Annotated in this window: 26 protein-coding genes; 5 read left to right on the forward strand and 21 right to left on the reverse strand. The window is 64.9% G+C overall.

Annotation, left to right across the window (positions count from 1 at the left end; translation table 11 throughout):
• The first annotated feature begins 106 nt into the window (after positions 1–106).
• A complete protein-coding gene (locus BLT98_RS08010) occupies positions 107–748 on the forward strand; it encodes an acyl-homoserine-lactone synthase (protein WP_170846316.1) in 642 nt (213 codons plus the stop codon).
• Between the two features lie 13 nt (positions 749–761).
• Here BLT98_RS08010 and leuB read toward each other — a convergent pair whose 3' ends face one another.
• The 19 genes from leuB to BLT98_RS08105 form a co-directional block, all read right to left on the reverse strand.
• On the reverse strand, positions 762–1,838 hold the full coding sequence (leuB, locus tag BLT98_RS08015; protein WP_092606347.1) for a 3-isopropylmalate dehydrogenase: 1,077 nt from the start codon (positions 1,836–1,838) through the stop codon (positions 762–764).
• Positions 1,839–1,848: 10 nt separating this feature from the next.
• Complete coding sequence (leuD, locus tag BLT98_RS08020) at positions 1,849–2,496, reverse strand: 3-isopropylmalate dehydratase small subunit (RefSeq protein WP_070260626.1); 648 nt, start codon at positions 2,494–2,496, stop codon at positions 1,849–1,851.
• An 80-nt stretch (positions 2,497–2,576) separates the two neighbouring features.
• Positions 2,577–3,977, reverse strand: a complete 1,401-nt coding sequence (gene leuC / locus BLT98_RS08025) for a 3-isopropylmalate dehydratase large subunit (RefSeq protein WP_092606349.1) — start codon at positions 3,975–3,977, stop codon at positions 2,577–2,579.
• Between the two features lie 50 nt (positions 3,978–4,027).
• Positions 4,028–5,020 (reverse strand): porin, encoded by a 993-nt coding sequence (locus BLT98_RS08030; RefSeq protein WP_092606351.1) that lies wholly within the window; start codon positions 5,018–5,020, stop codon positions 4,028–4,030.
• 56 nt (positions 5,021–5,076) lie between these two features.
• Entirely contained in the window at positions 5,077–5,937 is an 861-nt protein-coding gene (locus BLT98_RS08035; protein WP_070260619.1) for an ABC transporter permease, read from the reverse strand.
• Positions 5,934–6,791 (reverse strand): ABC transporter ATP-binding protein, encoded by an 858-nt coding sequence (locus BLT98_RS08040; protein ID WP_092606353.1) that lies wholly within the window; start codon positions 6,789–6,791, stop codon positions 5,934–5,936. Before BLT98_RS08040 ends, BLT98_RS08035 begins: the two co-directional genes overlap by 4 nt.
• Positions 6,784–7,836 (reverse strand): ABC transporter substrate-binding protein, encoded by a 1,053-nt coding sequence (locus BLT98_RS08045; RefSeq protein WP_081345932.1) that lies wholly within the window; start codon positions 7,834–7,836, stop codon positions 6,784–6,786. The genes BLT98_RS08040 and BLT98_RS08045 overlap by 8 nt, the downstream gene beginning before the upstream one ends.
• 36 nt (positions 7,837–7,872) lie before the next feature.
• Entirely contained in the window at positions 7,873–8,925 is a 1,053-nt protein-coding gene (locus BLT98_RS08050; protein ID WP_070260613.1) for an ABC transporter ATP-binding protein, read from the reverse strand.
• Positions 8,926–8,936: 11 nt separating this feature from the next.
• A complete protein-coding gene (locus tag BLT98_RS08055; protein ID WP_170846317.1) occupies positions 8,937–11,120 on the reverse strand; it encodes an ABC transporter permease in 2,184 nt (727 codons plus the stop codon).
• A gap of 14 nt (positions 11,121–11,134) precedes the next feature.
• Positions 11,135–12,208: an ABC transporter substrate-binding protein gene (locus tag BLT98_RS08060; protein WP_211614840.1), complete on the reverse strand. Its 1,074-nt coding sequence runs from the start codon at positions 12,206–12,208 to the stop codon at positions 11,135–11,137.
• 53 nt (positions 12,209–12,261) lie between these two features.
• Positions 12,262–12,570, reverse strand: a complete 309-nt coding sequence (locus tag BLT98_RS08065; RefSeq protein WP_070260607.1) for a (2Fe-2S) ferredoxin domain-containing protein — start codon at positions 12,568–12,570, stop codon at positions 12,262–12,264.
• The gene (gene leuD / locus BLT98_RS08070) at positions 12,567–13,238 is read right to left on the reverse strand and encodes a 3-isopropylmalate dehydratase small subunit (protein WP_092606357.1); all 672 of its coding nucleotides are present in this window, start codon (positions 13,236–13,238) and stop codon (positions 12,567–12,569) included. Before leuD (BLT98_RS08070) ends, BLT98_RS08065 begins: the two co-directional genes overlap by 4 nt.
• A 14-nt stretch (positions 13,239–13,252) precedes the next feature.
• The gene (locus tag BLT98_RS08075) at positions 13,253–15,355 is read right to left on the reverse strand and encodes a 3-isopropylmalate dehydratase large subunit (RefSeq protein WP_092606359.1); all 2,103 of its coding nucleotides are present in this window, start codon (positions 15,353–15,355) and stop codon (positions 13,253–13,255) included.
• On the reverse strand, positions 15,352–16,545 hold the full coding sequence (locus BLT98_RS08080) for an MFS transporter (protein ID WP_092606361.1): 1,194 nt from the start codon (positions 16,543–16,545) through the stop codon (positions 15,352–15,354). The genes BLT98_RS08075 and BLT98_RS08080 overlap by 4 nt, the downstream gene beginning before the upstream one ends.
• Positions 16,542–17,258: an L-threonylcarbamoyladenylate synthase gene (locus BLT98_RS08085; protein WP_070260599.1), complete on the reverse strand. Its 717-nt coding sequence runs from the start codon at positions 17,256–17,258 to the stop codon at positions 16,542–16,544. Before BLT98_RS08085 ends, BLT98_RS08080 begins: the two co-directional genes overlap by 4 nt.
• Before the next feature lie 20 nt (positions 17,259–17,278).
• Complete coding sequence (locus BLT98_RS08090; protein WP_170846318.1) at positions 17,279–18,022, reverse strand: iron-containing redox enzyme family protein; 744 nt, start codon at positions 18,020–18,022, stop codon at positions 17,279–17,281.
• Position 18,023: 1 nt separating this feature from the next.
• The gene (locus tag BLT98_RS08095) at positions 18,024–19,232 is read right to left on the reverse strand and encodes an amidohydrolase family protein (RefSeq protein ID WP_070260595.1); all 1,209 of its coding nucleotides are present in this window, start codon (positions 19,230–19,232) and stop codon (positions 18,024–18,026) included.
• A 27-nt stretch (positions 19,233–19,259) separates the two neighbouring features.
• A complete protein-coding gene (locus BLT98_RS08100) occupies positions 19,260–19,937 on the reverse strand; it encodes a Sua5/YciO/YrdC/YwlC family protein (RefSeq protein WP_170846319.1) in 678 nt (225 codons plus the stop codon).
• 47 nt (positions 19,938–19,984) lie between these two features.
• The gene (locus tag BLT98_RS08105; RefSeq protein WP_167468690.1) at positions 19,985–21,208 is read right to left on the reverse strand and encodes a homocitrate synthase/isopropylmalate synthase family protein; all 1,224 of its coding nucleotides are present in this window, start codon (positions 21,206–21,208) and stop codon (positions 19,985–19,987) included.
• Between the two features lie 361 nt (positions 21,209–21,569).
• Here BLT98_RS08105 and BLT98_RS08110 point away from each other — a divergent pair, with 361 nt between their 5' ends.
• Positions 21,570–22,679 (forward strand): citrate/2-methylcitrate synthase, encoded by a 1,110-nt coding sequence (locus BLT98_RS08110; protein ID WP_070260588.1) that lies wholly within the window; start codon positions 21,570–21,572, stop codon positions 22,677–22,679.
• Positions 22,680–22,725: 46 nt separating this feature from the next.
• On the opposite strand, the gene BLT98_RS08115 is transcribed toward BLT98_RS08110, so the two are convergent.
• Together BLT98_RS08115 and BLT98_RS08120 are read right to left on the reverse strand one after the other, a co-directional pair.
• Positions 22,726–23,265: a YbhB/YbcL family Raf kinase inhibitor-like protein gene (locus BLT98_RS08115; RefSeq protein ID WP_070260586.1), complete on the reverse strand. Its 540-nt coding sequence runs from the start codon at positions 23,263–23,265 to the stop codon at positions 22,726–22,728.
• A gap of 82 nt (positions 23,266–23,347) precedes the next feature.
• Positions 23,348–24,190, reverse strand: a complete 843-nt coding sequence (locus tag BLT98_RS08120; RefSeq protein WP_170846320.1) for a helix-turn-helix transcriptional regulator — start codon at positions 24,188–24,190, stop codon at positions 23,348–23,350.
• Between the two features lie 42 nt (positions 24,191–24,232).
• Between BLT98_RS08120 and BLT98_RS29135 the strand changes: the two genes are divergently transcribed.
• The 3 genes from BLT98_RS29135 to BLT98_RS08135 all read left to right on the forward strand — a co-directional run bounded on the left by BLT98_RS29135 (position 24,233) and on the right by BLT98_RS08135 (position 26,528).
• Complete coding sequence (locus BLT98_RS29135) at positions 24,233–24,436, forward strand: hypothetical protein (RefSeq protein WP_170846321.1); 204 nt, start codon at positions 24,233–24,235, stop codon at positions 24,434–24,436.
• A 210-nt stretch (positions 24,437–24,646) separates the two neighbouring features.
• Complete coding sequence (locus tag BLT98_RS08130; protein ID WP_070260582.1) at positions 24,647–25,357, forward strand: LuxR family transcriptional regulator; 711 nt, start codon at positions 24,647–24,649, stop codon at positions 25,355–25,357.
• 124 nt (positions 25,358–25,481) lie between these two features.
• Positions 25,482–26,528, forward strand: a complete 1,047-nt coding sequence (locus tag BLT98_RS08135) for a CDP-6-deoxy-delta-3,4-glucoseen reductase (RefSeq protein WP_092606373.1) — start codon at positions 25,482–25,484, stop codon at positions 26,526–26,528.
• Positions 26,529–26,664: the final 136 nt, after the last annotated feature.

The following is a 26,664-nucleotide window of genomic DNA, read 5'->3' on the forward strand; positions in this document are numbered from 1 at the left end:
ATGACACGTCTATTGTCGGACAGACACCTGTTGGAACCTACAGTATCAGTTAACTACAGTCAATGTTTATATGGAAGCATTATCAAATTTGAATGGAGAGCGAACCATGGTCATCACTGTCAGCGCCTGTACACGCGACAACATGAAACCCGAAGACACCCATGCCATGTACCGGCTGCGCCACATGGTGTTCTGCGAACGGCTGCACTGGGACGTGCATACGGCGGACGGCATGGAATCGGACGAATACGATGATTTGTTCCCCGTGTACATGCTGGCGCGCGATATCAGCGGCAAACTGTTCGGCTGCGCGCGCCTGCTGCCGACGACCGGCGACTACATGCTCAAATCCGTTTTCCCGCAATTGCTGCAAGGCAACCCCATTCCGAACGCCGAAGATACCTGGGAGCTCAGCCGGTTCGCCTTCGAGCAGTCGAAAGGCGGCGAACACCGCTTCTCGCTGGCCAGTTCGCACATGGTGGTCGAGGCACTGGAATTCGCCCTGGACAACAACATCACGTGCTACGTCGGCGTCACGACCGTCGCCTTTGAAAAACTGCTGCGCAAGATCGGCTTGCACGTCAAGCGCTTCGGCCCGCCGATGATGGTCGGGCACGAGCGCTCGGTGGCGTTCTCGATCGACGTCACGACGGCGCAACTGGCGGCGGCACGTTCGAGCCTGTTGCTTGCCGCCCAGCATGTGGCACCGCCGGCACGCGCCAGCCAGCCGGCGCGGGTAGTGCAATAGACGCGGCGCCATCTCAGGCAGCGGCGCAGGCACGCGCCACGGCATCACCCATCGCCTCGGTACCGACCAAAGTCGTGCCCGCTTCATGGATGTCGGCCGTGCGCAGGCCCTGCGCCAGCACTTGCTTGACAGCAGCCTCGATGCGGCTTGCCTGCTCTTCGCGGTTGAGCGAATAGCGCAGCATCATGGCGGCCGACAGGATCGTCGCCAGCGGATTGGCGATGCCCTTGCCCGCGATATCGGGCGCCGAGCCGTGCGACGGCTCATACAGGCCCTTGTTGTTGGCGTCCAGCGAGGCCGACGGCAGCATGCCGATCGAGCCCGTCAGCATGGCGGCCGCATCCGACAGAATGTCGCCGAACATGTTGCCGGTCACCATGACGTCGAATTTCTTCGGCGCCCGCACCAGCTGCATGGCCGCGTTGTCGACATACATGTGATCGAGCGCCACATCCGGGTATTCCTTGTGCACGTCGGTGACGATATCTTTCCAGAACTGGAAGGTTTCCAGCACGTTCGCCTTGTCCACGCTGGTGAGGCGCTTGTCGCGCTTTTGCGCGGCCTGGAAAGCCACGTGGGCGATGCGGCGGATTTCCCCTTCCGCATAGCGCATGGTGTCAAAACCTTCGCGCTGGCCCTTGAACGGACCGTCCGGGCACTCGCGCACGCCGCGGGGCTGGCCGAAATAGATGTCGCCCGTCAGTTCACGGATGATCAAAATGTCCAGGCCGGACACCACTTCCGGCTTCAGGGTCGAGGCGCCCGCCAGTTCCGGATACAGAATGGCCGGACGCAGGTTGGCGAACAGGCCCAGGTTCTTGCGCAAGCCCAAAATCGCCTGCTCGGGACGGAACTGGCGCTCCAGATTGTCGTACTGGTAGTCGCCGACAGCGCCGAACAGCACGGCATCGGCCGCTTTCGCCAGGGCCAGGGTGCCTTCCGGCAAAGGGTGGCCATGGGCCGCATAGCCGGCGCCGCCCACGGGCGCCGTTTCCAGCTCGAACGATTCGCCCAGCACATTCAAGACCTTGACGGCTTGCGCGACGATTTCAGGACCGATGCCGTCGCCGGGCAGGATTGCAATTTTCATGGAATGATCTTTACATTACGTTGGCCAACCAGGGATTTTTCGTCAAATGGCGTTCTTCAAAGCGGCGGATGGCATCGGCACGGCGCAAGGTCAGGCTGATATCGTCGAAGCCATTCAGCAGGCAATACTTCGTGAACGCGGAGATGAAGAAGGAACAGGCGAAGCTGCCATCGGTGGCGGCAACGCGCTGGCGCGCCAGGTCGACTTCCAGCCGGAAGCCCGGTTCGGCGCCGACCGCCTTGAACAGGTAATGGACTTGCGCTTCACCCAGCACGATGGGCAGCAAGCCGTTCTTGCAGCAGTTATTGAAGAAAATGTCGGCAAACGATGGAGCGATGATGACGCGAAAGCCGTATTGGCCCAGCGCCCAGGGCGCATGCTCGCGCGACGAGCCGCAGCCAAAATTGGCGCGCGCCAGCAGTATCGAGGCGCCCTGGTAGCGCGCCTCGTTGAGCACGAAGTCGGGATTCAGCGGACGACGGCTGTTATCCTGGCCCGGCACGCCGGTGTCCAGATAGCGCCACTGGTCGAACAGATTGGGACCGAAACCGGTGCGGTGGATCGCCGTCAGAAACTGCTTGGGCAAGATCGCGTCGGTGTCGACGTTGGCGCGGTCGAGCGGTACGACCAGGCCGGTATGCTGTGTGAATTTTTCCATGCTTTGAGCCTCCCCTGGAGAGCGCGCCGGCCGGATGTCCAGCCGGCGCCGCGTTGATATGCAAGCGGCGTATGCCGGCCTTAACTCATCTTGCGCACATCGACGAAGCAACCGGCAATGGCTGCCGCGGCGGCCATCGCCGGTGAGACGAGATGCGTGCGTCCGCCCGCGCCCTGGCGCCCCTCGAAGTTGCGGTTCGAGGTCGAGGCGCAGCGTTCGCCCGGTTCCAGGCGGTCGGCATTCATGGCCAGGCACATCGAGCAGCCAGGCTCGCGCCATTCGAAGCCGGCCTCCCTGAAGACGCGATCCAGCCCCTCGCGCTCGGCCTGCGCCTTCACCAGGCCCGAGCCGGGCACCACCATGGCCAGCTTGACGCTGGCGGCGCGCCGCTTGCCGCGCACGACCTCGGCCGCCGAGCGCAGATCCTCGATGCGCGCATTGGTGCAGGAGCCGATGAACACCTTGTCGATGCGGATGTCGGCGATCAGGGTGTCGGGCGCCAGATCCATATAGGCCAGCGCCTTGCTCATGGCCTCGCGGCGCGCCGCATCCTGCTCCGCGCCGGGATCCGGCACGCGGCCGTCGACGGCCACGACCATTTCCGGCGAGGTGCCCCAGGTCACTTGCGGGCTGATGCCAGCGGCATCGAGCAGTACCACGCGGTCGAAACTGGCGCCCGCATCCGTGTGCAGCGTCTTCCAATACGCGACGGCTTTTTTCCACTGCGCGCCCGCCGGCGCATACGGCCGCCCCTTGACATAGGCGATCGTCGTCTCGTCCACCGCGATCATGCCGGCGCGCGCCCCCGCCTCGATCGCCATGTTACAGAGCGTCATGCGCCCTTCCATCGACAGCGCGCGGATGGCCGGACCGGCAAACTCGATGGCGTAGCCAGTGCCGCCGGCCGTGCCGATCCGCCCGATCACTTCCAGGGCGATATCCTTGGCCGTGACGCCGGATGCGAGCAGGCCGTCGATATGCACCAGCATGGCCTTCGATTTGCGGTCCAGCAGGGTCTGGGTAGCCAGCACATGCTCGACTTCGGAAGTGCCGATGCCGAAGGCCAGGCAGCCAAAGGCGCCATGCGTCGAGGTGTGCGAATCGCCGCAGACGACCGTCATGCCCGGCAGGGTCGCCCCCTGCTCCGGCCCGACCACGTGCGCTATGCCTTGGCGCCTGTCGTGCATGTCGAAATAGGTCAGGCCGTAGAAGCGGGCGTTGGTATCGAGGGTCTGGACCTGGCGCCGCGCGACCGGGTCGGCGATGCCGCCGGCGCGGTCGCCCGTCGGCACGTTGTGATCGGCCACCGCCAGGTTGGCGCCAACGCGCCACGGCTTGCGTCCGGCCGCGCGCAAGCCCTCGAAGGCTTGCGGACTGGTGACTTCATGCAGCAGGTGCCGGTCGATATACAGCATGGCGGTGCCATCCTCGTCTACTTGCACCGCGTGGGATTCCCATAATTTATCGTAGAGCGTTTTCATCGTGTCAGGGCGGCAAGGCCGCGTTAAGGGTCAGGTAGACAGGCGCCGCCTCAAAAGAAGTGGCGGATGCCGGCATTGAACAGGCGGTCGGTGTCGCCGTTGCGCGCGGCGTTGTATTTGGCGGCGCGGCCGTTGTGCGTCTGCGAGTACGAGGTATACAGATTGGTCCGCCGCGACAGCGCATAGCTGTAGCCAAGGGCGAACTGGCCGGCATTGCCGCCAGCCTTGCCGCTATCCCATTTGCGGATGTAATCGGCCAGCAGCAACGAGGCGCCGAACGGCACGCTCACGCCGAGCAGCAGGTCGCGCGTGTCCAGGCCGGCGCTATCGGTGTTGCGCGCCGCGCCCGCGTGCAGCTTCAGCGCGCCCGCGTCGTACACGCCGCCCAGCATGATGGTGCTGGCACTGGCGCGCGTGCTGGCGCTGTCCTGGTCGACATAGGCCAGCGCCAGCGCCAACGGGCCACGCGCGTAGCTGGCGCTGGCGCCAAGCTGGCGGCCGGCCGCCAGGCTGCCGGGCTGTTCGCCGAATCCCCACGACAGCTGCGCGCTCATGCCACCCAGCTCCGGCGTCGTGTAGCTGAGATTGTTGTTGACGCGCTTGCCACTCACATTGAACAGACGGCTGGCGTCGCCCGCCATATTGATGTGGAAGGGATCAAAACTGTCGAGCACCTCGGCGCTGACCGTGTATTTCCTGCCCAGCTTGAGCATGCCGAAATCGCCCCCCAGGGCGACCCAGGACTGGCGCCCGAAGAGTACCCCGCCCTGGTCGATGCCGCCGGTATCGGCCAGAATACCGTTCTCAAGCACAAAGCTGGCGACCAGGCCGCCGCCGAGCGCTTCGCTGCCCTTGATGCCGATGCGGCTGCTGCTCTGGCCGCCGCTGCTCAGGCGCGTGACGGTTCCTCCCCCGCTACCATCATTTTCCAGATTCAGGCCCATGTCCATGAGGCCGTAGAGTTTCAGTTCGCCGCTGGTGGCGGCGCTGTGCCAGCCCAGCGCCGCCACCAGCGCCAGCAGGATGCCTGTCTTTTTTTTCATGAAATCGTTACCAGTCCTATGTAATGAATCGATCAGATCACCGCCTGTGCAGCTCTTCAGCGCCAGCGCAGCAAATACTCCTGCACCTGGTGGATCAGCCCCGACAACATGACGCCGATCAGTACCAGCACGCTCAGCGTCGCCATCATGGCGGCCGCGTCGCCCCGTCCCTGCGCCTCGATGATCAGGCGTCCCAGTCCCCGTTCGGAACCGATGAATTCGCCCACGATGACGCCGATCAGCGCAAACGACACGCTGGGCACCAGCGAGGCGAAGACCCATTCCAGCGTGGACGGAATGACAGTGCGGGTCATCACCTGCCAGTTCGTCGCGCCCAGCACGCGCGCCACATGGACCAGGTCGCGCTGCACCTGCCGCGCGCCGCCGAAGGTATTAAAGAACACCACGAAGAAGACGATCAGCCAGGCCGTGAGGATCTTGGATGCATCGCCCAGGCCAAAAATGAGCACGATCAGCGGCACCAGCGCGATGCGCGGCACCGAGTTGAAGCCGACGATGTAAGGGTCGAAGACGCTGGCCCAGAAAGGCGAGCGGCCCAGCAGCAGGCCGACGACGAATCCCGTGCTCACGCCCAGCGCAAAGCCCCAGAAGGTATTGCGCAGCGTGGCGGAAATGGCGGCCAGCAGATTATTGTCGGTAGCGCTGAAGCAGGCCGCCACCGCCCCGGCACGCCCCAGCAGCAGCTGGCCTTCCTCGTCCGTCATGCACGCCATGTGGCTCAGCTTGTCCAGCACGCCCGTGGGCGTGGAAATGAAGTAGGGATCGATGAAGCTGGGCACCAGCCACGGCAGCTTCGGCTGCAGGCTGAAGCCCCACTGCCACACTGTCAGCAGGATCAGCAGCACGGCAATGCGCCAGAACCAGACGGAATGCCAGGTATAGCGGCTCAGTGTCATGTCGCCTCTCCCTTGTTGAATTCCTCGCCCAGCGAATGCCAGATGCGTGCGAACAGGGCGCTGTATTCCGGCAATTCGCGCACCGATAGCGCGTCGCGCGGGCGTGGCAGCCTGACGTCGAAGATTTCCTTGATGCGGCCGGGCCGCGCCGACAGCACGACGATACGGTCCGACAGCGTAATGGCCTCGCCCAGATCATGCGTGATGAAAACCACCGTCTGCTGCTCGGCTTGCCAAAGTTCGAGCAGCAGCTTGTGCATCTCGAACTTGGTATGCGTATCGAGCGCGCCAAATGGCTCGTCCATGAGGAGGATGCTGGGGCGCATGATCAGCGTACGCATCAGGGACACGCGCTGGCGCATGCCGCCCGACAGCATCTTGGGAAAGGCGCGTTCAAATCCCTGCAGGCCGATGCGTTCGATGGCCTCGGCCACGCGCCTGCGCCGTTCCGGCTTGGGAATGCCGGCCAGTTCCAGACCCAGGCCGATATTGTCGGCGACGCTGCGCCAGGGGTAGCAGTTATCGCTCTGGAAGACATAGCCCAGCTCGCGCATCATGTCGCTCGACGACAGGCTGACACCGTCGACCAGCACGTCGCCTGCCGTCCGCTCGAGCACGCCCGACAGCATGTTCAGGATGGTGCTTTTGCCCGAGCCGGACGGGCCGATCAGCGAGACGAACTCGCCCTTGGCGATCGATAGCGAGAGGTTGTCGACGACGCGCACGGGCCGCGCGTTGAGGGTGAAGTCGCGCGTCAGTCCGCGCAATTCCAGGCGCGGCTGCGCCGTTTCGGGCACCAGCCGCAACTGCGGTCCGGGCAGCGCTTCATGCAGGGGTTGTAATGTGCTAGCCATATTTGCGCCTACTCAGGTGAAGGAAAGACAGGTCGGTGACGTCCGCGTAGCGGATCGGCTTGATGCCAGTGCCTGGACGGAACCAGATGGGCGCGCCGTTGGCAAAGGCGGCGGCATCGGTTTCACCGTCGTAGCTGGCCGTGCGCTTGAAGGCATCGAGTTCCAGCACGGCCGTATCGGCGCGCGTTTCACGCAGCTGCCTGACGCCGACTTCCTGCCATATCTGCGCGCTGCTGCTGCGGCGTATCCAGTGCAGCGCCCGCACCATGCCATTGACATATGCCTGCACCAGTTGCGGATACCGGTCGATCGTCGATTGCAGCGCATAGGCGCATGTCACCGGCAGGGGGCCGCCGAAATAGCGGTTCCAGCTGGCGTCGTCGGACACGTCAAAGATGGTCTTGCCAAAACCGCCGCGCTCGGCCTCGATCTGCCAGGCGGCCGGCGCGACGATGGCGTCGAACTGGCCGCTGCGCAGGCCACCGAGCATGGTCAGCGTGACGCCGCCGGACACCAGGTTCAGCTTGTTGGCGGCGCCGATCTGCTCGAACAGGTAGCTGGCATACACATACTGGCCGCCACCCAGGGTCGCCACGGCCACGATGGGTCGCGCGCGGTCCGGCCGGCGGTAGTCGGCCAGCGCCTGCAAGGTGGTGATGCCTTTCTCGTACAGGTCGCTGCGCACCACCACGTTGGTATACGGACAGCGGCGGTCGATCGCCAGCAGTATCTTGGCCGGGCGGCCCCGGTTGGCCAGCTGGATCGGATGCGTGCTGTCGCCCAGGCCGAAGCTGACCTGACCACCGGCGACGATGTCGCGCAGCTTGGTCCCGCCATCGGACGACATGAGGCGGAAATCGAGGCCCTCCTCGCGCATGTACTGCTGGGTCAAGGCGACCATGTGCGGCAGGTAGTTCACGATGTAGGCGGGGTGCCCGGCCAGCACGGGGGCCAGCGGCGCCGCCGCGGCCGTGCGCGCCGGCCAGGCGGCGGCACCGCCTGCCAACAGGCCCAGCCGGGCAAGCATAGTTCGTCGGTTCATCATGCGAAAGTCCTTCTCTGAAATTGGGGGGGACGCCGCCTACGCGGCCAGCAGCGCCATGGAACTCGTGTCGAGCATGACCGTGACCGGCATGCCCGGCGCCAGGCCGGCTTGCGGCGCCGCATGCACCAGCCACGGGCCGAACGCGGTGCGCAATTCGATCTCCAGCAAGCCACCGAGAAAGGTGACGCTGGTGATCTCGGCAGCCACGCCACCCGCCTGGCCCGCGCCCGCAAGACGCAGCGCCTGCGGCCGCATGGCCAGTTGCACCGGCCCCGGCGCCTGGCCGCAATGGGGCAGGCGCAGCTCCAGGCCGCCCATGCAGACTCTTCCCAGCGCACCTTCGATGGCCATCAGGCGACCCGGCGCAAGGTTGCAGTCGCCCAGGAAGGTGGCGACGAAAGCGTCGCGCGGCGCGCGGTAGATGCCCTGCGGCGTGCTGGCCTGCGCCACCTTGCCGCGATGCATCAGCACCACCTGGTCCGAAATGGCCAGCGCCTCGGCCTGATCGTGGGTGACGTACACCACGGTCAGCTGCAAGCGCTGCTGCAATTCACGGATTTCCTTGCGCAGCATGCGGCGCAGCTGCGTATCCAGATTCGACAGCGGTTCGTCGAACAGCAGCACCTCCGGCTCGAGCACCAGCGCGCGGGCGATGGCCACGCGCTGCTGCTGGCCGCCGGACAGCTCGGACGGCCAGCGCCGCGCATACGCATCGAGTCCCGTCAGCGCCAGGCCGGCCATGGCGCGCTCCTGCACCTCGGCCTTGGGACGCCCCGCCAGGCGCAAGCCGTAGGCGACGTTGTCGAACACGCTCATGTGCGGGAACAGGGCGTAGCTCTGGAACACCATGGTGACGTTGCGCCCGGCCGCGCCGACATGCGTGACATCGCGGCCACCGATGAGAATCCGGCCTGCCGAGGCGAGTTCCAGCCCCGCCAGCATGCGCAGCATCGTGGTCTTGCCGCAGCCCGATGGCCCCAGCAAGGTCGTCAGCGATCCGGCCTCGATCGTCAACGACACGTCATCCACGGCGGTGACCGTGCCGTAGCGCTTCGAGACGCCCTGCAATTGAATCTGTGCTGCTGCCATCGTGCTGCTCCTCAGGAAACATGGATAGGGATACCACCGGGGCCGGCAGCCGGCCCCGCGCGGCGGCGGCCGGCCAGGCGCTGCACCACGGCCACGACCACCAGGCTGAGTCCGATCAGCAGCGTGCTGTAGGCCACCGCCAGTCCGTAATCGCCATTGATGACGCGATTGATGATGAACGTGGTCGCCAGCTCGTGGCCGGCCGAGACCAGGAAAATGACGGCCGTGATGGTGGTCATGGCGCGCACGAAGCCATAGATCAGGCTGCCGGTGAGCGCCTGGCGCAGCAGGGGCAGCTCGATGCGCAGCAGGGTCTGCCAATTGCTGGCGCCGAGGGTCAGCGACGCCTCGCCCAGGCTGCGTTCGACCTGCGCCAGTGCCGCCACCGTGGTCTGCACCAGCACGGGCAGGTTGCGGCACAGCAGGCAGATGACGATGATGGCCGCGCCGCCCGTCAGCTCCAGGGGCGGGCCGTTAAAGCTCAGCACATACGCCACGCCGATCACCGTGCCCGGCACCGCCAGCGGCAGGAAACTGAATGCCTCGAACAGGCGCTTGCCGGGAAACTGCTGGCGGCTGATGACCCAGCCGGCCAGCAGGCCCAGCACCGCGCCCAGCGGTGCCACCAGCAACGCCATGCCCAGCGTGCCGAGCAAGCTTTCCCAGGCCACGCCCGTCAGGGGATCGGCCGCGCCAGGGGTCACGCCGAACGCGTTCAGGTAATGCACCATGCTGGGCCGGTAGTCGCGCCCCCAGTTGACGACAAAACCGCCCACCAGCACCAGCATGAAAACCAGCAGCGTCAGCGCGCTCCACAGGATGGCCGCGCTCCCGCAGGCCCGTTGCAGGCTCACCGGTAGCGGCGCATGGCGCGTGGCGGCGCCCTTGCCGCCGATGGTGGCGTAGGAAGCCTTGCCCAGCACGCGCCGCTGCAGCCACAGCGCCACCAGCGTCAACCCCAGGAGCAATGCCGACAGGCTGGCCGCGCGGCCGACATCCTGCTGCGCGCCAACGATGGCAAAAAAGATATCGGTGGCCAACACTTCAGTATTGCCGCCAAGCAGGATGGGATTGCCGAAATCGGTCAGCGATTCGACGAAGCAGATCAGGAAGGCGCTGGTCAGACCCGGCTTGGCCAGCGGCAAGGTAATGCTGAAGAAGCGCTGATACGGCCCCGCCCGCAAGGTCTGCGCCGCCTCGTCGAGCGCCGGCGAAATACCCTCGACCACGCCGCGCAGGACCAGGCAGGCAACCGGCGTGAACGTGAACAACTGTGCCAGCAAGATGCCCTGTACGCCATAGATCCAGCGCCCGGGCACGATGCCGAACCAGCTTTCCAGCAGGGTGTTGAACAGCCCGGAACGGCCAAACAGCAGGATGAATGCCAGGCCGACCACGAAAGGCGGGGCGATCAGCGGCAGGACCGACAGCCATTGCACCACGCGCGCCAGCGGTCCGCGCACGCGGGCCATCTGCAGCGCCAGCGCGAAGCCGACAAGCGTACACAGCAGTGCAGACACGGCGGCGATGAACAGCGTGGTCCAGACCGTGCCGCAGCGTCCCGCGCCGGTCAGGCAGGCGCCGCTCCACAGATAGCCGCTGTAGAGCAGTCGCAGCGGCGCGGTCCAGGTATGCCCGCCACGGCCATCATCGAATGCATGCGAGAGCATGGCGGCGGTCGGCACCAGCGTAAACACCCCTACGAGCAGGCTGATCGACAATACCGTGCCGGCCACGAACGCGTCGCCGCCGAAATAGCCGCGCTGGCTCAGGCCCAGCGCCAGGCAGGACAGCAGACTGGCCGCGCACGCCAGCTGGCCAGGCCCCATGCTGGCCCCGCTGGCGGCAAAAGCGCACAGGCCAAGCCACAGCAAGCCGGCAGCGCCCGCCAACAGCAGTGCCACGGCGGGCGGACGACGGCGCCACGCGGCCCAGCCCAGCAGCAATGGCAGCAGCAGCGGCGGCAGCGCGCCGCCATCACGCGACTGCAACAGCAGCACCGCGCCGGCCATGCTGGCCGGCTCGCCCAACAGCAAGGCCGGGGGTAGCAGCCAGCGTCCATCGGCCTGCGCATGCCAGGGCAACAGACAGGCACCTAGCAGACCGAGCAGAACCCAGTACCAGCAGGACGCAATGCGGTGCCGGCCGGCGCCGCCGGCCGTGGCGCTCGCCGTGTTCACATCAGAAACAGCCATGGCGCGATATCCTGTCATTGGGCACTGGCAACATCTTTATTCCAGCGTCCCAGCAGCAAGGCATGCTGTTCGCGGGAGCCGAATTTGGCGTAGTCGTAGTCGAGGAACTTCGCCTTGGCCAGGTCCGGCATCCCGGGTGGCAGCTTGATGCCACGGTTGGCTGGCAGTGGATACTGCCTGAGCGAATATGGCAGGGCCTGCGCCTCCGCCCCCAGGGCCCAGTCATAGAACAGCCTGGCATTTGCCAGGTTGCGCGCATTGCGCAGGATCGCCATGGAGCCCGCCTCGGCCCCCGTGCCCTCGCAGGGCAGCGTATAGGCGACGGGAAAGCCGTTTTCGCGTTCCGTCATGACGCCGTGCAGCATCGCCACGCCGATGCTGGCCTCGCCGCGCGCGACAGCCTTCAGCGGACCGGCACCGCTGCGCGAATAGCTGGTGACCGAAGGATGCAGCTGCTGCAGGTAGCGAAAGGCGCCGTCTTCGCCGAACAGTTGGGCCATCGTGGCCAGCATCATGTAGGCCGTGCCGGACGAGGCGGGATTGGAAAGTTCGATTTCCCCCTTGTAGATGGGGTCGACCAGGTTCCTCCAGCACTGCGGCGGCGCGAGTTTTTTCTTCTTCAGCAATTCGGTGTTATACGCCAGCACCATCACGGCGCGGTACACGCCGACGCTGCGGTAGGCCGACTGCTCCGCCTGGATCAGGGACCAGGCGGCCAGCTGCGCGAGCTGCGGCGAGCGGTAGGTTTCCAGCAAGCCGTCCTGCGCCGCCTGCAGGAAGGAATCGCCTGAGCCGCCCCACCACAGGTCGCCCTTGGGATTGCCGGCCTCGCCCTTAATCTGCGCATACAGCTCGCCGGTGGGCTTTTGCACCACGCTCACCTTGACGCCGTGGCGCGCGCTGAAACCATTCGCCAGCGCCTGGCACATGGCCGCGTCCGGGTAGGCGCAATACAGGTTCAGCTGCCCTGCCGCCTGCGCGACCGCCGGCAGCGCCCACGCCATGCATGCCGCCAGCGCCATTGCCGCCGCGCCCAGTACGCGGCGCAGGCGCGCCGCCCGGCTTACTGCCAAGTTCGGAAATATCATTGCAATTGCCTCGCTAAGATAGGTGAATGGAAATGCATGCGCGACGCGGCGCGTCACACCAGCAGGCGCTCGACGACGCGGTGATGGATCAGGTGTTCATCGATGATCTCGTCAATGTCGCTGGCATCGAGATAGGTGTACCAGGTCGCTTCCGGATAAATCACCAGCACCGGGCCCAGCTCGCAGCGGTCCAGGCAACCGGCCTGGTTGATGCGCACCTGCTCCTGGCCCAGCATGCCCAGCGCGGCCAGGCGCTCCTTGGCATGCTGGCGCAGTTGGTCAGCGCCGTGGTTGGCGCAGCAATCGCGCCCGCCGTCGCGCTGGTTACAGCAGAAAAAGACGTGGTGGCGAAAATGGCTCATGTCGCCTCCTGCGCCAGCGCGTCGGCCACGCACGCCTCACCCTGCTCCCAGCCCGGCTCGTACACCCATGGCCGGCGCGTCCGGTCGGCGGCGGCGAAACGGGCGATGGCGCCCGCATGCACGAGCGTTTCGGCGATTTCATCGGTCCCGCGCAGCAGGCGCGCCGCATCGTCCGGCTCGATGTCGAAGGTCAGCGAAAATTGCGCGCAGTTGATGCGCTGATGGTGCAGGTCTATGCTCAAGCGCAAGCCGCCGCCTGCCAGCCGTGCCGCCTCTGCCAGGCGCGCATAGCCGTCCGCGCTGACACGCGCCGGCAAGATGCCGTTGCGCACGCAGTTGCGCTGGAATATTTCGCCAAACCCGGGCGCCACGACGGCGCGGATGCCGAAGTCGGCCAGGGCCCAGGCCGCATGCTCGCGCGAGCTGCCGCAGCCGAAATTATCGGCGGCGATCAGGAACGTGGCATGGCGGTGCTGCGGCTGGTTCAGCACGAAGGCAGGGTCCGGCACGCGCCCCTCCAGGTAGCGCCAGCGGGCGAACAGGCCCTGACCCAGGCCACGCCGGGAAGTGGTCACCAGTTCGGTTTGCGGAATGATGATGTCGGTGTCGATATTCGGCACCGCCAGCAGGGCGGCATGTCCGGATTCGATCAGAAAGCTGCGGTTCATCGATGCTCCTTTTCTCAGAAATTGATGCGGCTGCCGATGCCCAGCAACGCGCTCTTGTCGGCCAGGCCGGCGTAATCGCGGCTGGACTTTCCCAGACGCACATACATGTCCTGACGGCGGCTCAGCTCATAAATCATGTCCATCTCGGCCGTGACGACGGCCAGCCCGGAAAAGTGGTAGCTGCGCACGACGCCACGCGCCACCAGCTGCGGCGTGAAACGCTTGGAAAAACGCATGAACGTGTCGTAGCGGCCAAAATCCTCGTTGCCATGCAGGGGAAACACCTGCACGAACAATTCCGCCTGATGGCGCTTGAACCAGGCATTCCACGGCGCGATGCGGTGCAGCGTCAGCTGTGCGCCCAGGCGCGCGTCAGCCAAGTGGTCATGCGCCCCGCCTGCGGGCGCGCCCAGTTTCAGGTAGTCGAGGCGCGCCACCCAGCCCAGCAGCTGAGGCGCCTCGCGCAGCGGTACCGGCCCGCCGACGAAGACCTGCAGCCGCGCCGTTTCCAGCGCATGCCGGCCCAGCTTGTAGTTGTAGTCGAACGCTTCGAGCAGGAACAGCTGCGACGGCCAGGCGACGAAATGCGATTGCGAGGCGCGCGCGACACCGCCGTCAAGGTAGGCCAGCTGCACCCGTCCCACGGATGGCGGCGTGGCATCGGCGGCAGTGGCCTCGGGCGCGTTGCCGCCCAGCGCCAGCAGCAGCATGGCCCAGGCGGCCACACGGCCAAGTGGCCCCAGCTGGCGCGGATCCGTCACCTTGCCCGTCAGCGCCGAAGCGGCGGCAACCGCCGGACTCACCAGGTGCGTGCGTGCGCCGGCGCCCTGGCGGCCGATGAAATTGCGGTTGGAGGTCGACAGGCAGCGCTGTCCGGCGCCGACGAATTCCTGGTTCACGCTGGCGCACATCGAGCAGCCGGGCTGGCCCCAGCGAAAACCGGCCGCGCTCAGGATCGCATCGAGTCCCTCGCGCTCGGCGGCACGGCGCACCTGCTGAGAGCCGGGCACCACAAAGGCGCGCACGCCGGGTGCCACCTGGCGTCCCCTGGCCAGCTCGGCCACCACGCGCAAGTCCGACAGGCGGCCATTCGTGCAGGAGCCGATGAACACCACATCGACCGGACGCGCCAGCAGGCGTTCGCCCGCCTGCAAGCCCATGTAGTCGAAGGCCACGCCGGCGCGCGCCGAATCGTCGGCGCCGATCACCGCGCCGATGTCGATCACCTGATCCGGATTGGTGCCCCAGGTGATCTGCGGCTGCAGGTCCGACACGTCGAGCAGCAGCTCGCGCTCGAAATGCGCCCCCGCATCGCTGGACAGCGCCGACCATTGCGCCAGCGCCGCCGCCAGGGCGGCATCGCCTGCGGGCCGGCCCAGCGCCGTGCGCACATACTCGAAGGTGATGCCGTCCGGTGCGATCAGGCCGATGCGCGCGCCCATCTCGATGGCCATATTGCACAGGGTGAAGCGTCCATCCATCGGCAATTGCCGCACGAAGCCGCCTGCAAATTCGATCGCGTGGCCGGTGGCGCCGCTGACCGTCAGCAGCTGGCACAGCTTGAGGATCACATCCTTCGCATACACTCCCGGCGCCAGCGCCCCTTCGAGCACCACCCGCAGATTGGCAGGCTTTTTCTGCACCAGGCTCTGTGTCGCCATCACGTGCTCGACTTCGCTCGTGCCGATGCCAAAGGCGACGCATCCGAGCGCGCCCAGGGTACAGGTATGCGAATCACCGCACACGGCCGTCATGCCGGGCAGCACCAGCCCCTGTTCCGGCGCCATCACATGCACGATGCCCTGGCGCGCATGGTCGACGGGGAAATGGCGCACGCCGAAGTGGCGGGTATTGGTCCGCGCATGCTCGAGCAGCTGCTGGCCCTGCGCAAAGCTGGCGCCGCTGCGCTCCGGCGCCGTCGAGACCACGTGGTCCTCGGTCGACACGGTCAGCTGGGGAAACGGCATGCCGCGCTGCTGCTCCAGCAGGCTGCTGAAGGCCTGCGGGCTGGTCACCTCGTGCAGCAGGTGGCGGTCGATGAACAGCAGGTCGTTGCCATCGTCGAAATGGGTGATCACGTGGCGCGCCCATATCTTGTCGAACAAAGTCAGGCTCATATGCGTTCTTCCTTGGTGAGGCGTGCGGCGCTGAAGGCCGGCGCCAGGTGGTGGCGGGCGCGCCGGCTGGCCCACAGCGTCGCCAGGCAAAGCACGGCCACGGCGGCCCAGCCCAGTGCCGGCAGGTACGCATACAGCGCGGGCAGCAGGAAGGCCGGCGGCAGGGACAGCAGCTCGGTGGCAAAGGCCATCGATCCCATGACCCTGGCGCGCTCGGGATGGTCCTCGACGGCGGTGCTGAACAAGGCCATGGCTGGCGGCAGCATCAGCGCGAAAGCCACCGTTTCAAGCACGAACAGCGCGGCAAAGCCGAGCGGCGCTTGCACCAGGCCCATCAGCAGAAGCGCAGCGCCCATGAACCACAGGCCGCCGTCGATCAGCGCGGCCTGGCCGACGCGCTGGCTGACATGGCCGGCCAGCGGCATCAGCAGCGTGGTCAGTACCGCCGAGACCGCGAAAAACATGCCGACCCGCGACGCTTCCATCCCCAGCGCACCCGTCACATGCAAAGGCAGCAGAATCATCAGCGAGAAAAACAACACGCGCCGCAGGCTTTGCGGGCTGTACAGGGCCAGCAGCATACCCAGCGCCGGACGTGGCCCGGCATGGCCCGCACGTGCCGCCACCGGCGCCAGCGCCACGCCGGCCAGCAGCATGGCAAGCAGCCCGACCAGCGCACCGGCGACGAAGATCGCCTGCAAGCCCAGCCAGTGCGCGATGGCGGCGCCGGCCAGCGGCCCAAGCAGAAAACCCAGGCCGAAGGCCGAACCGAAGCGCCCCATCAGCCGCACCCGCTGCTGCGAATCGACGCCCCGCGCATAGCCTATCGCCAGGTCGTTCAGGGCGATCGCCAGCACGCCCTCGACCAGGCCCTCGATGAAGCGCAGCACGCCGAACTGCGCCAGCGAGCCAGCCCCCAGGTAGGCGGCGAACACCAGCGCGTACAGCAGAAAGGCGGCCATCACCGCGCGCCGGTGCCCCCAGCGCATGATCGCCGCCGGGCTGAAGGCGCGCGAGCACAGCCGCCCCAGCACCAGCGTGGCGTACGGCACGCTGAGGGCGGCGACGCTGACGTCGTACTGCTTGAAGTAGATGGGCAGCACCGGCATGACGATGCCCATGCCGATGTTGGCCAGTACCGTCAGCAGCAGCAGCGCGGGAAAGCGCCATGCCTCCTTGTGCAGGTTCATGCGGCGCGTTCCCCGCGCTCGGCCACGCGCTGCGCCAGCACCTGCTGGTAGCGCGCCGTATCCGTCACCAGGTCGGGGAAGTACGGCTTTACCTTGTCGAGCCCCACCCAGCCGGCCCGCACCAGGTAGGGGCGGTCGAACGTGAGGTCGATGATGGTGTTGACGCGGTCCCCGCTGCCGGCCAGCTCCGCGGCCGTCGGCCCGGCATCGATGATCAGGTCGACCAGATGGCCGATGTCCTCGATGGCCTTGGCCAGGGGCACGAAGATATTGCCCTGCCCGGACAGATTGGCCGAGGTGGCCGCGATGGGTCCGTCGATCCCCTGCGTCAGCATGCGGAAGATCGGATGCGTGGTGCAGCTGATGGCCACACTGTGCAAGCCACAGGTAAGCTGGTCCGGAAACGGATACTTCTGCTTGAAGACGAATGAGATCTCCCCCGGCAGCAAGTCGTCGAGCACGGCGTGGTTGAACCACTCGGGCAATTCGACATAGCGGCCCGCCACGGCAGGATGCGGCAGGCTCACCGGCAGCGGGCCGAACTTGACACGCTGCTTGACGGCGAAGATACGACTGACGGCAGCGGCGTTGGTGGCGTCGCAGATCAGGTTATAGTTGGTCGTCGTTGGCGAAATCACCAGCCCGCCGCGCTTGAGCACTTCGATGGCGCGCGGCAGGAAGTCTTCGTCCGACTTGACGATGGGAGCGATCATGGCAGTCTCCAGTGACGGGCTTAGCGGACCGCGCTGCGGTTGAGCAGCGAGGCATAGTAGTCATGCAGCTGCAGCCAGGCATCGCAGATACGCTCGGTCACGGCCAGCGCGCGCTGGTCAAAACCGGCTACCTGCGGCGCATACTTGCGCACCAGCCGCACGCCTTCCTCGGCATGGTCGTCATCGGCATCGCTGTGCACGGTGAACCATTCGAGCTCGGCTTCGCTGTAGCCATATGCTTCGCGCAGCGCGGCCAGCATCTTGCCCACGCTCTCGCCCGACTGCGACTCAATGGCGTAGATCGCCAGCAGGCCGACGGCGAAATGCTCGTCGCGCATGATGCCGAGCAGTGTGTCGACGTAGCGCCGCACGGGTTCGGCCTGCGTGGCCGGGCCGAACTGGTCGGCGCCGACGCCGGAAGCCTCGGCAAAGCGGCGCATCAGGTTGTAATGGCTGTCGCTGCCGCAATTAATGCCCGTTTCCTCGGCCACCAGCTGTTCGATCATGAAATGGCGCACATCCTCGAACTGGGTCTTCGAATGAATAATGCTGAAGATCAAGTTCTGCGTGTAGACCTGGTGGTATTTCTGCAGCGCCCAGGCGGCCAGCGCCGCCCTGTCCGGCAAGCCGCGCTGCACGCTGCCGACGAACTGGTGGCGGCTGTAGCGTTTTTCATGCACGATCTGATTGCATTGCGCGATGACATCTTCGACCGGCAGCGGGGGGCGCACCCCGCTGTGGCCGGCGTTTGCGTGCAAGTCCATATCAATCCTTGAGGCCATAGAAGGCGGCGGCGTTGTCGTGCAATACCTGGCGCTTTTGCAGCAAGCTCAGGCCCACGTGGTCACGCATGAAATCGAATGACTGGCTCAGGCTCGCTTCGCCGTAATGCGTGTGGGGGAAGTCGAAGGCGCCGAGCACGCGGTCATCGCCGACGAGCTTCATAAATTCCGGCATGTAGTCGTAATCGCCCTCGAAGCCGAAATACACGGCATGTTCGCGCAGCACCGCCTCGGGCGACTTCTTGCCGGGCCATGGCTTGCATGCGGCCGTCGGCCACCAGTGCATCGCCCGCTCCAGAAACAGGCTGAAAAAGCGGGCATCGTGTTCGACGAACGATACTTTCAGGCGCGGGAAGCGGTCATAGATGCCGCCCGTAAAGATACTGATATACGCCCACCAGACGGACAGGTCGAAGGCGCCGAGGAAAATGCTGGACGGCGTCGTGCACTCGAAGGTCTGGCGAGGATTGGGCCAGCCGATATGCACGCAGACCGGCATGTTCATGTTTTGCGCTTCGCTCCAGAACGGGTCGAACAGCGGATCGTGCAGCATGCGTTCGCCGGCCGTCGGCAAGATCATCACCGCCGTGGCGCCCTTCTCCTTGGCATGGCGCATTTCCTGCACCGCCAGCTCGGGCGAGCGGATCGGCACCAGGGCGGCGAATTCGATCATGTCCGGCGCCTTCGAGCGCATTTCCGCCATCCAGTCATTCCAGGCACGCATCAGCGCCGCCTCGTAGACCAGGTCGTCGGTCAGGGTTTCCAGGAACAGCGTGGAAAACAGCACGGTGCGGTCCAGGCCCTGGTCGCGCATCAACTGCGCGCGCGCCACCGGGTCGGTGCAAGCCTGGATCGGCACGGGCACCGGCTTGCGCTTGGCAAAGTCCATCTCGGCCGGTGTGCTCATGACGACGCCGCCATTGCCCTGGTTCTTCGGCACCAGGCGCCCGTCGATATACCAGGTCTTGTTGCGGCTCGGGCGCAGCGACACATGGGGATTGTCGATCACATGCGGGCGCCGGTGAGCAAACTCCTCTGGCAGGTAGAGCTCCCAGCTGTCACCCACTTCCTGCACGTGGGAATCGGAATCGAATTGCTTGAAATCGAAGGGCGAGGTGTATTTCTTCCATTGCTGCTGCGCTGGCGCGGCGGCGGAGGGAAGCGGATGTGGACTGTTCAGTATCGTGCTCATGTACGGCTCCAAAGGGTTGAGTGGGATTTAAGACTGTGCTTGCAGGGCCAGGAAACCGGGTTCGATAGCTTCCCAGTTCACGCCGCGCCGCTTGAGCGACCAGTTGGTGAAGTTGACGATGGTGGTGGCGTTGCGCTCCGGATTGGCGTACTTGGAACGGCCATGGTCGATGGCGAAGTCGGCCGCCTCGCGCAATGTGGCGGGAATGTCCTCGAACTGGTAGATATTGCCTTGCGACGAGGGATTGGCCGACGACCCCACCACCAGCAAACCGGCCGTGCGCAGGCGGGCAATCACGTCTTCCAGGAAGGGCCCGACGTTGAGGAACACGGCAATGGTGCCGTTGGTAACAGTCTGGCCGTAGACCCACGGCGACAGCTTGCCCAGCAGCTTGCTGTGCGGATTGACGGGCAACACCACCGCCAGCGTCGTCTCGGCGGCGGTGGCGGCGATCCAGTCGCCGATGACGTCGTTGGGTACCAGGGCGACTTCGCGCAGGATGTCGAGGTTGCCGATGACGATGCAGGGATTGGTGTGGACCCTGCCCTTGGCTTCGTACATCTTGCGGATGGCGCGCTCCGAGTGGCCCAGCAGGCCGTAGCCGATGTCGCCCTTGAGCAAGACCAGGCTGCCGGCGGCAAAGGCATCGCAGCTGGCCCGCACGTCGTGCTCGGTGTGGGCCGTGCCGCTGTCTTCATAGTGCATGGAATGTGCATTCATGGTGTGGAGGATTTCGCTAGGAGGCTGCCGGCTTACAGCACGGCCAGCGGGGATTCGGCGTCGCTGCGCTCGCCACCACGGGGGGCCGGGCGGGTGGACACTTCGGACAGCAGCCGGTATTTCTCCACCAGCAGCTGGGCGTCGTTGTAGCTGGCCACGTCGTCTTCGCTCATGATGGCCGTGTACACCGCGTCGAGCACCGCCGAACTGACCTGCTTGACACCGGCGCGCATCAGGCGCTGGCGCAGGATATTGCGGCCGCTGTGGCGGCCGATCACGGTCTTCGACTCGGCGCCGAAGTTCTCCGCGCGCATGAATTCATACGTGAAGCGGTACTTCATCACGCCTTGCTGGTGCATGCCGGCCTCCGTGGCGAAGGCGTTGCGGCCGATGATGGGCTTGTGCAGCGGCACGCTCAACTGCAGGTAGTCGGCCACCAGCAGGCAGCTGTCGAGCAGGCGGTGGGTGACGATATCGTGGGTACAGTGCAGCTGGTCGCTCTTGTAGGTCAGCGCGGCGACCAGTTCTTCCATGCTGGCATTGCCGGCGCGTTCGCCGATGCCGCACATGGTCGTTTGCACCTCGTCGGCGCCCGCTTCGATGCCGGCCAGGGAGTTGGCGACGGCCAGGCCCAGATCATTGTGGCAATGCGATGAAATGCGCAGGTCCGGACCGACAAATTCGCGCAGCTGGCGCACCAGCGCATAGTATTCCGCCGGCAGGCAGCAGCCGACGGTGTCGGGCACGGCGATGGCCGTGATGCCGTGCGCAATGCCTTCGCTGATCAGCTGCTTCATGAAGGCCATGTCGCCGCGGGTGGCGTCTTCCAGCGCCAGCGAGATGTCGCGGAAGCCGACGGCCTTCGCATGTTCGATGGCCTCGATCGCTTCACGGATGATCTGTTCGCGGGTGACGCCGCGCTTGTACTTGATATGAATATCCGAACCGACCGAGGCCAGTTCGATCTGCGGATGGCTGGCATCGCTCATCGACTTGGCGCAGGCATCGATATCTTCCTTGACGGCCCGCGCAAAGCCGCACGGCGTGGCCCGCGACAGGATGCGGCAGATCTCGCGGGTCGCTTCGAAATCGACCGGCGACGAGGCCGGGAAGCCCGTCTCGATGGTATTGACGCCCAGGTGCTCGCTCGCTTCGGCGATCTTGATCTTCTGGTCGATCGCCAGGGCGTAGCCCGGCGCCTGTTCACCGTCGCGCAGCGTGGTGTCGAAAATGTTCACATGCCTTAATAGATTCATGTCCATCGTCTGTCCTATGAAAAAACACTAAGGGTGGCGCTGCCTCTCGGGGACCGCCGCCTTGGCTGTCGGCCAGGGCACACCAGCGAGCTTGCAAGACCGTTCTGCGGGAAGCGCGACGCCTGGATTTGACCTGGCACAAACGTTTCCTTGCGATAAAGACTACCGGAATCATGCAGGCGCGAAACCTGTCCGCCTCCTCACCTGTGGGCGCCCGCAGCTGTTGAGAGGAACAGCTAGTGTCGGCGCCTGCCGCTTGCTAAGGTGGCATGGCTGACTGAGGTCAACAGCGCAACGCGGGCGGCAGGAAGCGCTTTCGCACGAGGCCGGCGAGACCGGTAATTCTTAACAAGGGAGCGATATGGAGCTGCACATAGGATTGGAAAACATCGCGATTGCCAACAGCGCAATCAGCTATGCGAACGGTGAAAAGGGTGAATTGATCTACCGCGGCTACTGGGCCGGCGAACTGGCACTGGATAAATCGTATGAAGAAGTGCTGCACCTGATACTGTTCGGTACCCTGCCGGATGCCGCCGAGCTGGCGCAGCTGCGCGCCAGGCTCGAAGCGCTGCGCGTGCTCGACAGTGCTACGACTGCGATGATCGCGGCCCTGCCGGCGCAGGCCAGCGACATGGCCGCCCTGCGCGCCGTGCTGTCCTGCCAGCCCATTGCCGGCGCCGACTGGCCGCCGACGCTGGACCAGGCGCTGGCCATCTTTGCCATCGCGCCGACGGTGATCGCGCACCGCTACCGCCTGAGCCAGAAGCTGGCGCCGGTGGCCCCGCGCGCCGGCCTGTCGCACATTGAAAACTATTTGTACATGCTGAGCGGCAAAGTACCGGATCCGGACTTCGCGCGCGCGCTGTCCGCCTATCTGATCCTGTGCATCGACCACGACACCAACGCGTCCACCTTCGCGGCGCGGGTGGTGGCCTCGACCCAGGCCGATATCGTCTCGGCGGTCTGCGCCGCGATCGGTGCGCTGATTGGCCCGCTACATGGCGGCGCGCCGTCCAAGGTCGACGACCTGCTCGACGAGATCGGCAGCGCGGACCAGGCGCAGCGGGTGATCAGCGGCAAGCTGGAAAGAGGCGAACGCCTGATGGGTTTCGGACACCGCGTCTACAAGACCTGGGATCCGCGCGCGGCGGTGCTGAAGAAAGTGGCCACCAGCCTGCACGGCAAGGACCCCCTGCTCGACCTGAGCCTGGCCGTGGAAAAGACCGCCGTGGCCCTGCTGGAACAGCACAAGCCGGGGCGCAACCTGTACCCGAACGTGGAGTTCTGGGCCGCCGCCGTGCTGCGCGCCGTCGGCGTGCCGAAGACCCTGTACACGCCGACCTTTTGCTGTACCCGCATCGCCGGCTGGTGCGCGCATGTGCTGGAACAGGCGCAGGACAACCGCCTGATCCGGCCCAAAGCCGTCTACATTGGCGGACGTCCGGCCGCACCGGCGCAGCTGGACTGAGGCAGCCGCGGCGACATGGCGGTGCGGCGCACCGCCATGTGCGGCCTTAACGGCTATAGCTGGTGCGTAAGACAGCCGTGCCAAGACGATTGGCGCCAAGCATGAAACCGATCATGGCCGGCGAGGCATCGGCGGGCACGCCCAGTTTGTCCGTCTTCAAGGCATGCAGCGTGAAAATGTACTGGTGCGGCTTGTCGCCTGGTGGCGGGCAGGCGCCGCCGAAATCGTTGCTGCCGAAATCGTTGCGGGCCTGCTTACTGCCGTCGGCCAGGCTCGCCTGCTTGCCGATGCCAGCCGGCAAGCCTGTCGCGCCAGCCGGAATGTCGTAGATGACCCAGTGCCACCAGCCGCTGCCGGTCGGCGCATCGGGATCAAAAACGGTGACGGCAAAGCTCTTGGTGCCTGCTGGCGCGTCGGCCCAGGACAGTTCCGGCGAGCGGTTGCCGCCGCTACAGCCGAAACCGGCGTAAACCTGGGCATTGCCGAGCGGTGCGCCGGCCTGCAAGTCCCGGCTTTTCAACTCGAATGCCTGCGTGCCCGAACACACACCTGCGGAGAACAACATCATGAATAGCAGCTTGCGCATCTTACCTCCGGTTATGTTAAACAACGCAGGAAGTGTAGGCCAGGCCAGCAAGCCGAAACGCTCGATATGCATCGCCAATCGCTCAGGCGCCCGCCACGGCGGAAGGGTCGACGCCGAAACGCCTGGCGAAGGCGCGCGAAAAGCTGGGCACGGAACGATAGCCGCAGGCGCCCGCCACTGCCTTGACGGGCCGGCGCGTGGTCTGCAGCAGCGCCAGGCCCGCATGCAGGCGCACATCGAGCAGCAGCGCGCGGAACGAGGTGCCTTCCTCGTGCAAATGGCGCCGCAAGGTGGCACTGCTCATCTGCAGCTGCTGTTCCACGTGTGCCGACTTCCAGTCCTGCGCGGGAGCCGCGGCGATCATCAGGCGCACGCGCGCGGCGGTGGACGGATCGTGGGCCATGAGAAAAGCCCTGTGGCCCAGGCGCGCCAGCGCCACCAGCAGGCCCAGCGCCAGGTAATCGGTCATCAGCGGGTCTTGCGCATCCGCTTCCAGATAGGCGCGCAGGGGCATCACGATGGCTTCGAGCGCGCCGACCGAGATGCTGGCGGCGTGCGCGGGCCCGCTACCGGCGCCGGAGTGCGGACCGAGCAGGCTGCGCGCCAGTTCCACCACATGCCAGGGAAACGCCAATGCCAGGGCGCGGTAGGGGCCATCGCGATCCGGCGTGTTTTCCACGTCAAATTGCAAGGCGCGGTGGACCAGCAGGAAATCGCCGGCTCCGCAGTCGAGCTGCACATCGCCGCAGCGCAGGCCTTTTTTGCCTTGCAGCGGCACCAGCAGCAACGGCATGTCGCACGCCACGGCCTGCAGGCGGTAGGCATGCGCCGCCACGATGGTGACCGTAGCACTGGCAGCGCCGTCAAAACGCGCCGCCAGGGGATCGAGGGGCTGCGATAACAGCCAGGACAGATCGGAATGCACGTGCCTCCCTGATGAAATATGCGGGCGATTTCCCCGGCGGGAATGCGCACCATCGGAAATGCGCCGCCATTGCATGCATTGCAATTTACACGAAATATCACAATAAGGAAATATTATCCCTATATACACCACGGCCAGCCGCTGCGCAAATTGGTATTAGTCGATGCCGCCTATTATATTGCCAGCCTCGCAGGGAAAGATATTCGCGCACAGCCACATGCGCCACTCCAGCAGAAACTGAAATAAATACAGTGTTTTATTTAATAACATAAATTCCGATACAAAATATTGAATTTTTAAAAGAACAACATCTAAAATTTGATAAATTACAGCAAGATAAATCAGAAGCACAGCGGCGCCACGCTTTTGAACAATATCGTTGCGTATCAAATACAGCAAATGGATGTCAAGATAGTTAATAATTAAATATTATATTTATTGAGAAAGAGTTTCTATATGCTTCAGCCTCTGAGTAAATTTGAAAATTTGTTGCAATGCAAAAGCTTTGCCGATTTACACAAGAAAACCTCGGGTATCGTGCAAGAACTGGGATTTGAGCATTTTCTGTTTGGCTTGCGCATGGAAATAGTCGGACAGCCAACGGAAGACTTCGTGCTGAGCGGCTACCCCGAGCGGTGGTGGGAAGCCTACCAGGAGCATGATTTCGACCGCATCGATCCCATCGTCGCGCACTGTAAGACCAGCCACCGCCCGTTACTGTGGGAACGCGAACAGTATTCGAATGCGTATGCGGCGGCCATGTTTGAAGAAGCCGCCATGTTTGGCATCCGCAGCGGCGTCAGCGTGCCTTTGCACGGCAGCGTGCGCCGCGAATTCGGCCTGCTCAGCCTGGCTTCCGACGATGCCTGCATCGATGGCTACACGGAACAGATCCTGGGCCAAAGCCAGCTGCTGGCCAGCTTCCTGTACGAAGCCGTACAAAAAATTGCCGCAAAACAGCTCAACGTCCTCTCCCCCACCCTCACGCCGCGCGAGCATGAATGCATACGCTGGGCCGCAGCTGGCAAATCGACGTGGGAAATCTCATGCATCCTGAAGACGTCGGAACGCACCATCTACTTCCACATCTGCAATGTGATGGCCAAATTGAATGTCGTCAATCGGCAACAGGCGATCGCCAAAGGTATGGCGCTGGGACTGATCTGAGCCATCGCTCACGGGCCGGCATGGTGCAGCGCGCCGGCAACGTGATCCCCCTCGCCATGCGGCGAGCGGAACGGCAGGTCCGCTGTTAACAAGAGCTCCCCTACACTTTCACTTCAAGGCGCGTATGAATTTTCAAGTACATCTCCAGCCCAGCGGCCAGCACTTTCCTTGCGAAGCAGAGGAAACCATTCTGGAGGCGGCACTGCGTGCGGGTGTCGGCCTGCCTTACAGCTGCAGAAATGGCAGCTGCGGCGCCTGCGCGGCAACTATCGCGGGCGGAACCGTAGCGTACCCGGGCGCGGCACCGCGCGCGCTGACGCCGGAGCAGGCCGCGCGCGGCATCTGCCTGCCCTGCTGCGCCATTGCCTGCACCGATGTGCAGCTTGAGGCCCGCGAGGTGGCCGGCAATGGCGACTTTCCGGTACGCAAAATGCCTTGCCGCGTCAGCGCGATGCAAAAGCTCGCGCCGGACGTCATGCAGCTCACGCTGCAGCTGGCGGCCGGCCTGCAATACCGCGCGGGCCAGTATGTCGATTTCATGTTGCGCGACGGGACGCGGCGCAGTTACAGCGTGGCCAATGCGCCCGACCAGACAGGCGCGCTGACCCTGCATATCCGCCACATATCCGGCGGCCGCTTCAGCGAACAGGTGTTTCGCGCGATGCAGGAACGCGACATCCTGCGCCTTGAAGGTCCGCATGGCAGCTTTTTCCTGCACGAGGATTCGGACAAACCGATGCTGCTGCTGGCGACGGGCACCGGCTTTGCCCCGCTCAAGGCCATGGTCGAACAGCTGATCGCGCTCGAATTGCCTCGTCCGATGGTGCTGTACTGGGGTGGACGGCGGCCGCATGACTTGTATATGGATGGCTTGTGCCGCGAATGGGCTGCGCGGCTGCCGCATTTCCGCTATGTGCCGGTGCTCTCCGCGCCTCTCGCCGAGGATGGCTGGCAAGGCCGCGTCGGCCATGCGGACCGTGCCGCGATCGCCGACTTTCCCGACCTGTCCGCTCACCAGGTGTACGCCTGCGGCGCGCCCGCCATGGTGGAAAGCGCGCGCCGCGATTGCGTGCGGCTGTGCCAGTTGCCGGAAGACGAGTTCTATGCCGACATCTTTGTTTCGCCGCAAGAAAAGAAACAGGCCACTCCGCAGAGTGGCCTGCGTCCTTGAATCCAATGCGCGCGGCGAGAAGATGCTTACCTTCTTCTCCATGCAGCCCATCAAGGTAGTCAATGCATGCCACGACATTCATGCTCTGATAGGGAGTGTTTGGCTTCAACGCTGGGATGGTCAAGAGACAAGGGAA

It is taken from the genome of Janthinobacterium sp. YR213 (genome assembly GCF_900099875.1).
Taxonomy (GTDB): domain Bacteria; phylum Pseudomonadota; class Gammaproteobacteria; order Burkholderiales; family Burkholderiaceae_D; genus Janthinobacterium; species Janthinobacterium lividum.

Bases quoted from the DNA above. Each gene is read 5' to 3' on its own strand.
- BLT98_RS08010 (WP_170846316.1), top strand. From the start codon at position 107: ATGGTCATCACTGTCAGCGCCTGTACACGCGACAACATGAAACCCGAA.
- leuB (WP_092606347.1), bottom strand. From the start codon at position 1,838: ATGAAAATTGCAATCCTGCCCGGCGACGGCATCGGTCCTGAAATCGTC.
- leuD (WP_070260626.1), bottom strand. From the start codon at position 2,496: ATGGAAAAATTCACACAGCATACCGGCCTGGTCGTACCGCTCGACCGC.
- leuC (WP_092606349.1), bottom strand. From the start codon at position 3,977: ATGAAAACGCTCTACGATAAATTATGGGAATCCCACGCGGTGCAAGTA.
- BLT98_RS08030 (WP_092606351.1), bottom strand. From the start codon at position 5,020: ATGAAAAAAAAGACAGGCATCCTGCTGGCGCTGGTGGCGGCGCTGGGC.
- BLT98_RS08035 (WP_070260619.1), bottom strand. From the start codon at position 5,937: ATGACACTGAGCCGCTATACCTGGCATTCCGTCTGGTTCTGGCGCATT.
- BLT98_RS08040 (WP_092606353.1), bottom strand. From the start codon at position 6,791: ATGGCTAGCACATTACAACCCCTGCATGAAGCGCTGCCCGGACCGCAG.
- BLT98_RS08045 (WP_081345932.1), bottom strand. From the start codon at position 7,836: ATGATGAACCGACGAACTATGCTTGCCCGGCTGGGCCTGTTGGCAGGC.
- BLT98_RS08050 (WP_070260613.1), bottom strand. From the start codon at position 8,925: ATGGCAGCAGCACAGATTCAATTGCAGGGCGTCTCGAAGCGCTACGGC.
- BLT98_RS08055 (WP_170846317.1), bottom strand. From the start codon at position 11,120: ATGGCTGTTTCTGATGTGAACACGGCGAGCGCCACGGCCGGCGGCGCC.
- BLT98_RS08060 (WP_211614840.1), bottom strand. From the start codon at position 12,208: ATGATATTTCCGAACTTGGCAGTAAGCCGGGCGGCGCGCCTGCGCCGC.
- BLT98_RS08065 (WP_070260607.1), bottom strand. From the start codon at position 12,570: ATGAGCCATTTTCGCCACCACGTCTTTTTCTGCTGTAACCAGCGCGAC.
- leuD (WP_092606357.1), bottom strand. From the start codon at position 13,238: ATGAACCGCAGCTTTCTGATCGAATCCGGACATGCCGCCCTGCTGGCG.
- BLT98_RS08075 (WP_092606359.1), bottom strand. From the start codon at position 15,355: ATGAGCCTGACTTTGTTCGACAAGATATGGGCGCGCCACGTGATCACC.
- BLT98_RS08080 (WP_092606361.1), bottom strand. From the start codon at position 16,545: ATGAACCTGCACAAGGAGGCATGGCGCTTTCCCGCGCTGCTGCTGCTG.
- BLT98_RS08085 (WP_070260599.1), bottom strand. From the start codon at position 17,258: ATGATCGCTCCCATCGTCAAGTCGGACGAAGACTTCCTGCCGCGCGCC.
- BLT98_RS08090 (WP_170846318.1), bottom strand. From the start codon at position 18,022: ATGGACTTGCACGCAAACGCCGGCCACAGCGGGGTGCGCCCCCCGCTG.
- BLT98_RS08095 (WP_070260595.1), bottom strand. From the start codon at position 19,232: ATGAGCACGATACTGAACAGTCCACATCCGCTTCCCTCCGCCGCCGCG.
- BLT98_RS08100 (WP_170846319.1), bottom strand. From the start codon at position 19,937: ATGCACTATGAAGACAGCGGCACGGCCCACACCGAGCACGACGTGCGG.
- BLT98_RS08105 (WP_167468690.1), bottom strand. From the start codon at position 21,208: ATGAATCTATTAAGGCATGTGAACATTTTCGACACCACGCTGCGCGAC.
- BLT98_RS08110 (WP_070260588.1), top strand. From the start codon at position 21,570: ATGGAGCTGCACATAGGATTGGAAAACATCGCGATTGCCAACAGCGCA.
- BLT98_RS08115 (WP_070260586.1), bottom strand. From the start codon at position 23,265: ATGCGCAAGCTGCTATTCATGATGTTGTTCTCCGCAGGTGTGTGTTCG.
- BLT98_RS29135 (WP_170846321.1), top strand. From the start codon at position 24,233: ATGCGCACCATCGGAAATGCGCCGCCATTGCATGCATTGCAATTTACA.
- BLT98_RS08130 (WP_070260582.1), top strand. From the start codon at position 24,647: ATGCTTCAGCCTCTGAGTAAATTTGAAAATTTGTTGCAATGCAAAAGC.
- BLT98_RS08135 (WP_092606373.1), top strand. From the start codon at position 25,482: ATGAATTTTCAAGTACATCTCCAGCCCAGCGGCCAGCACTTTCCTTGC.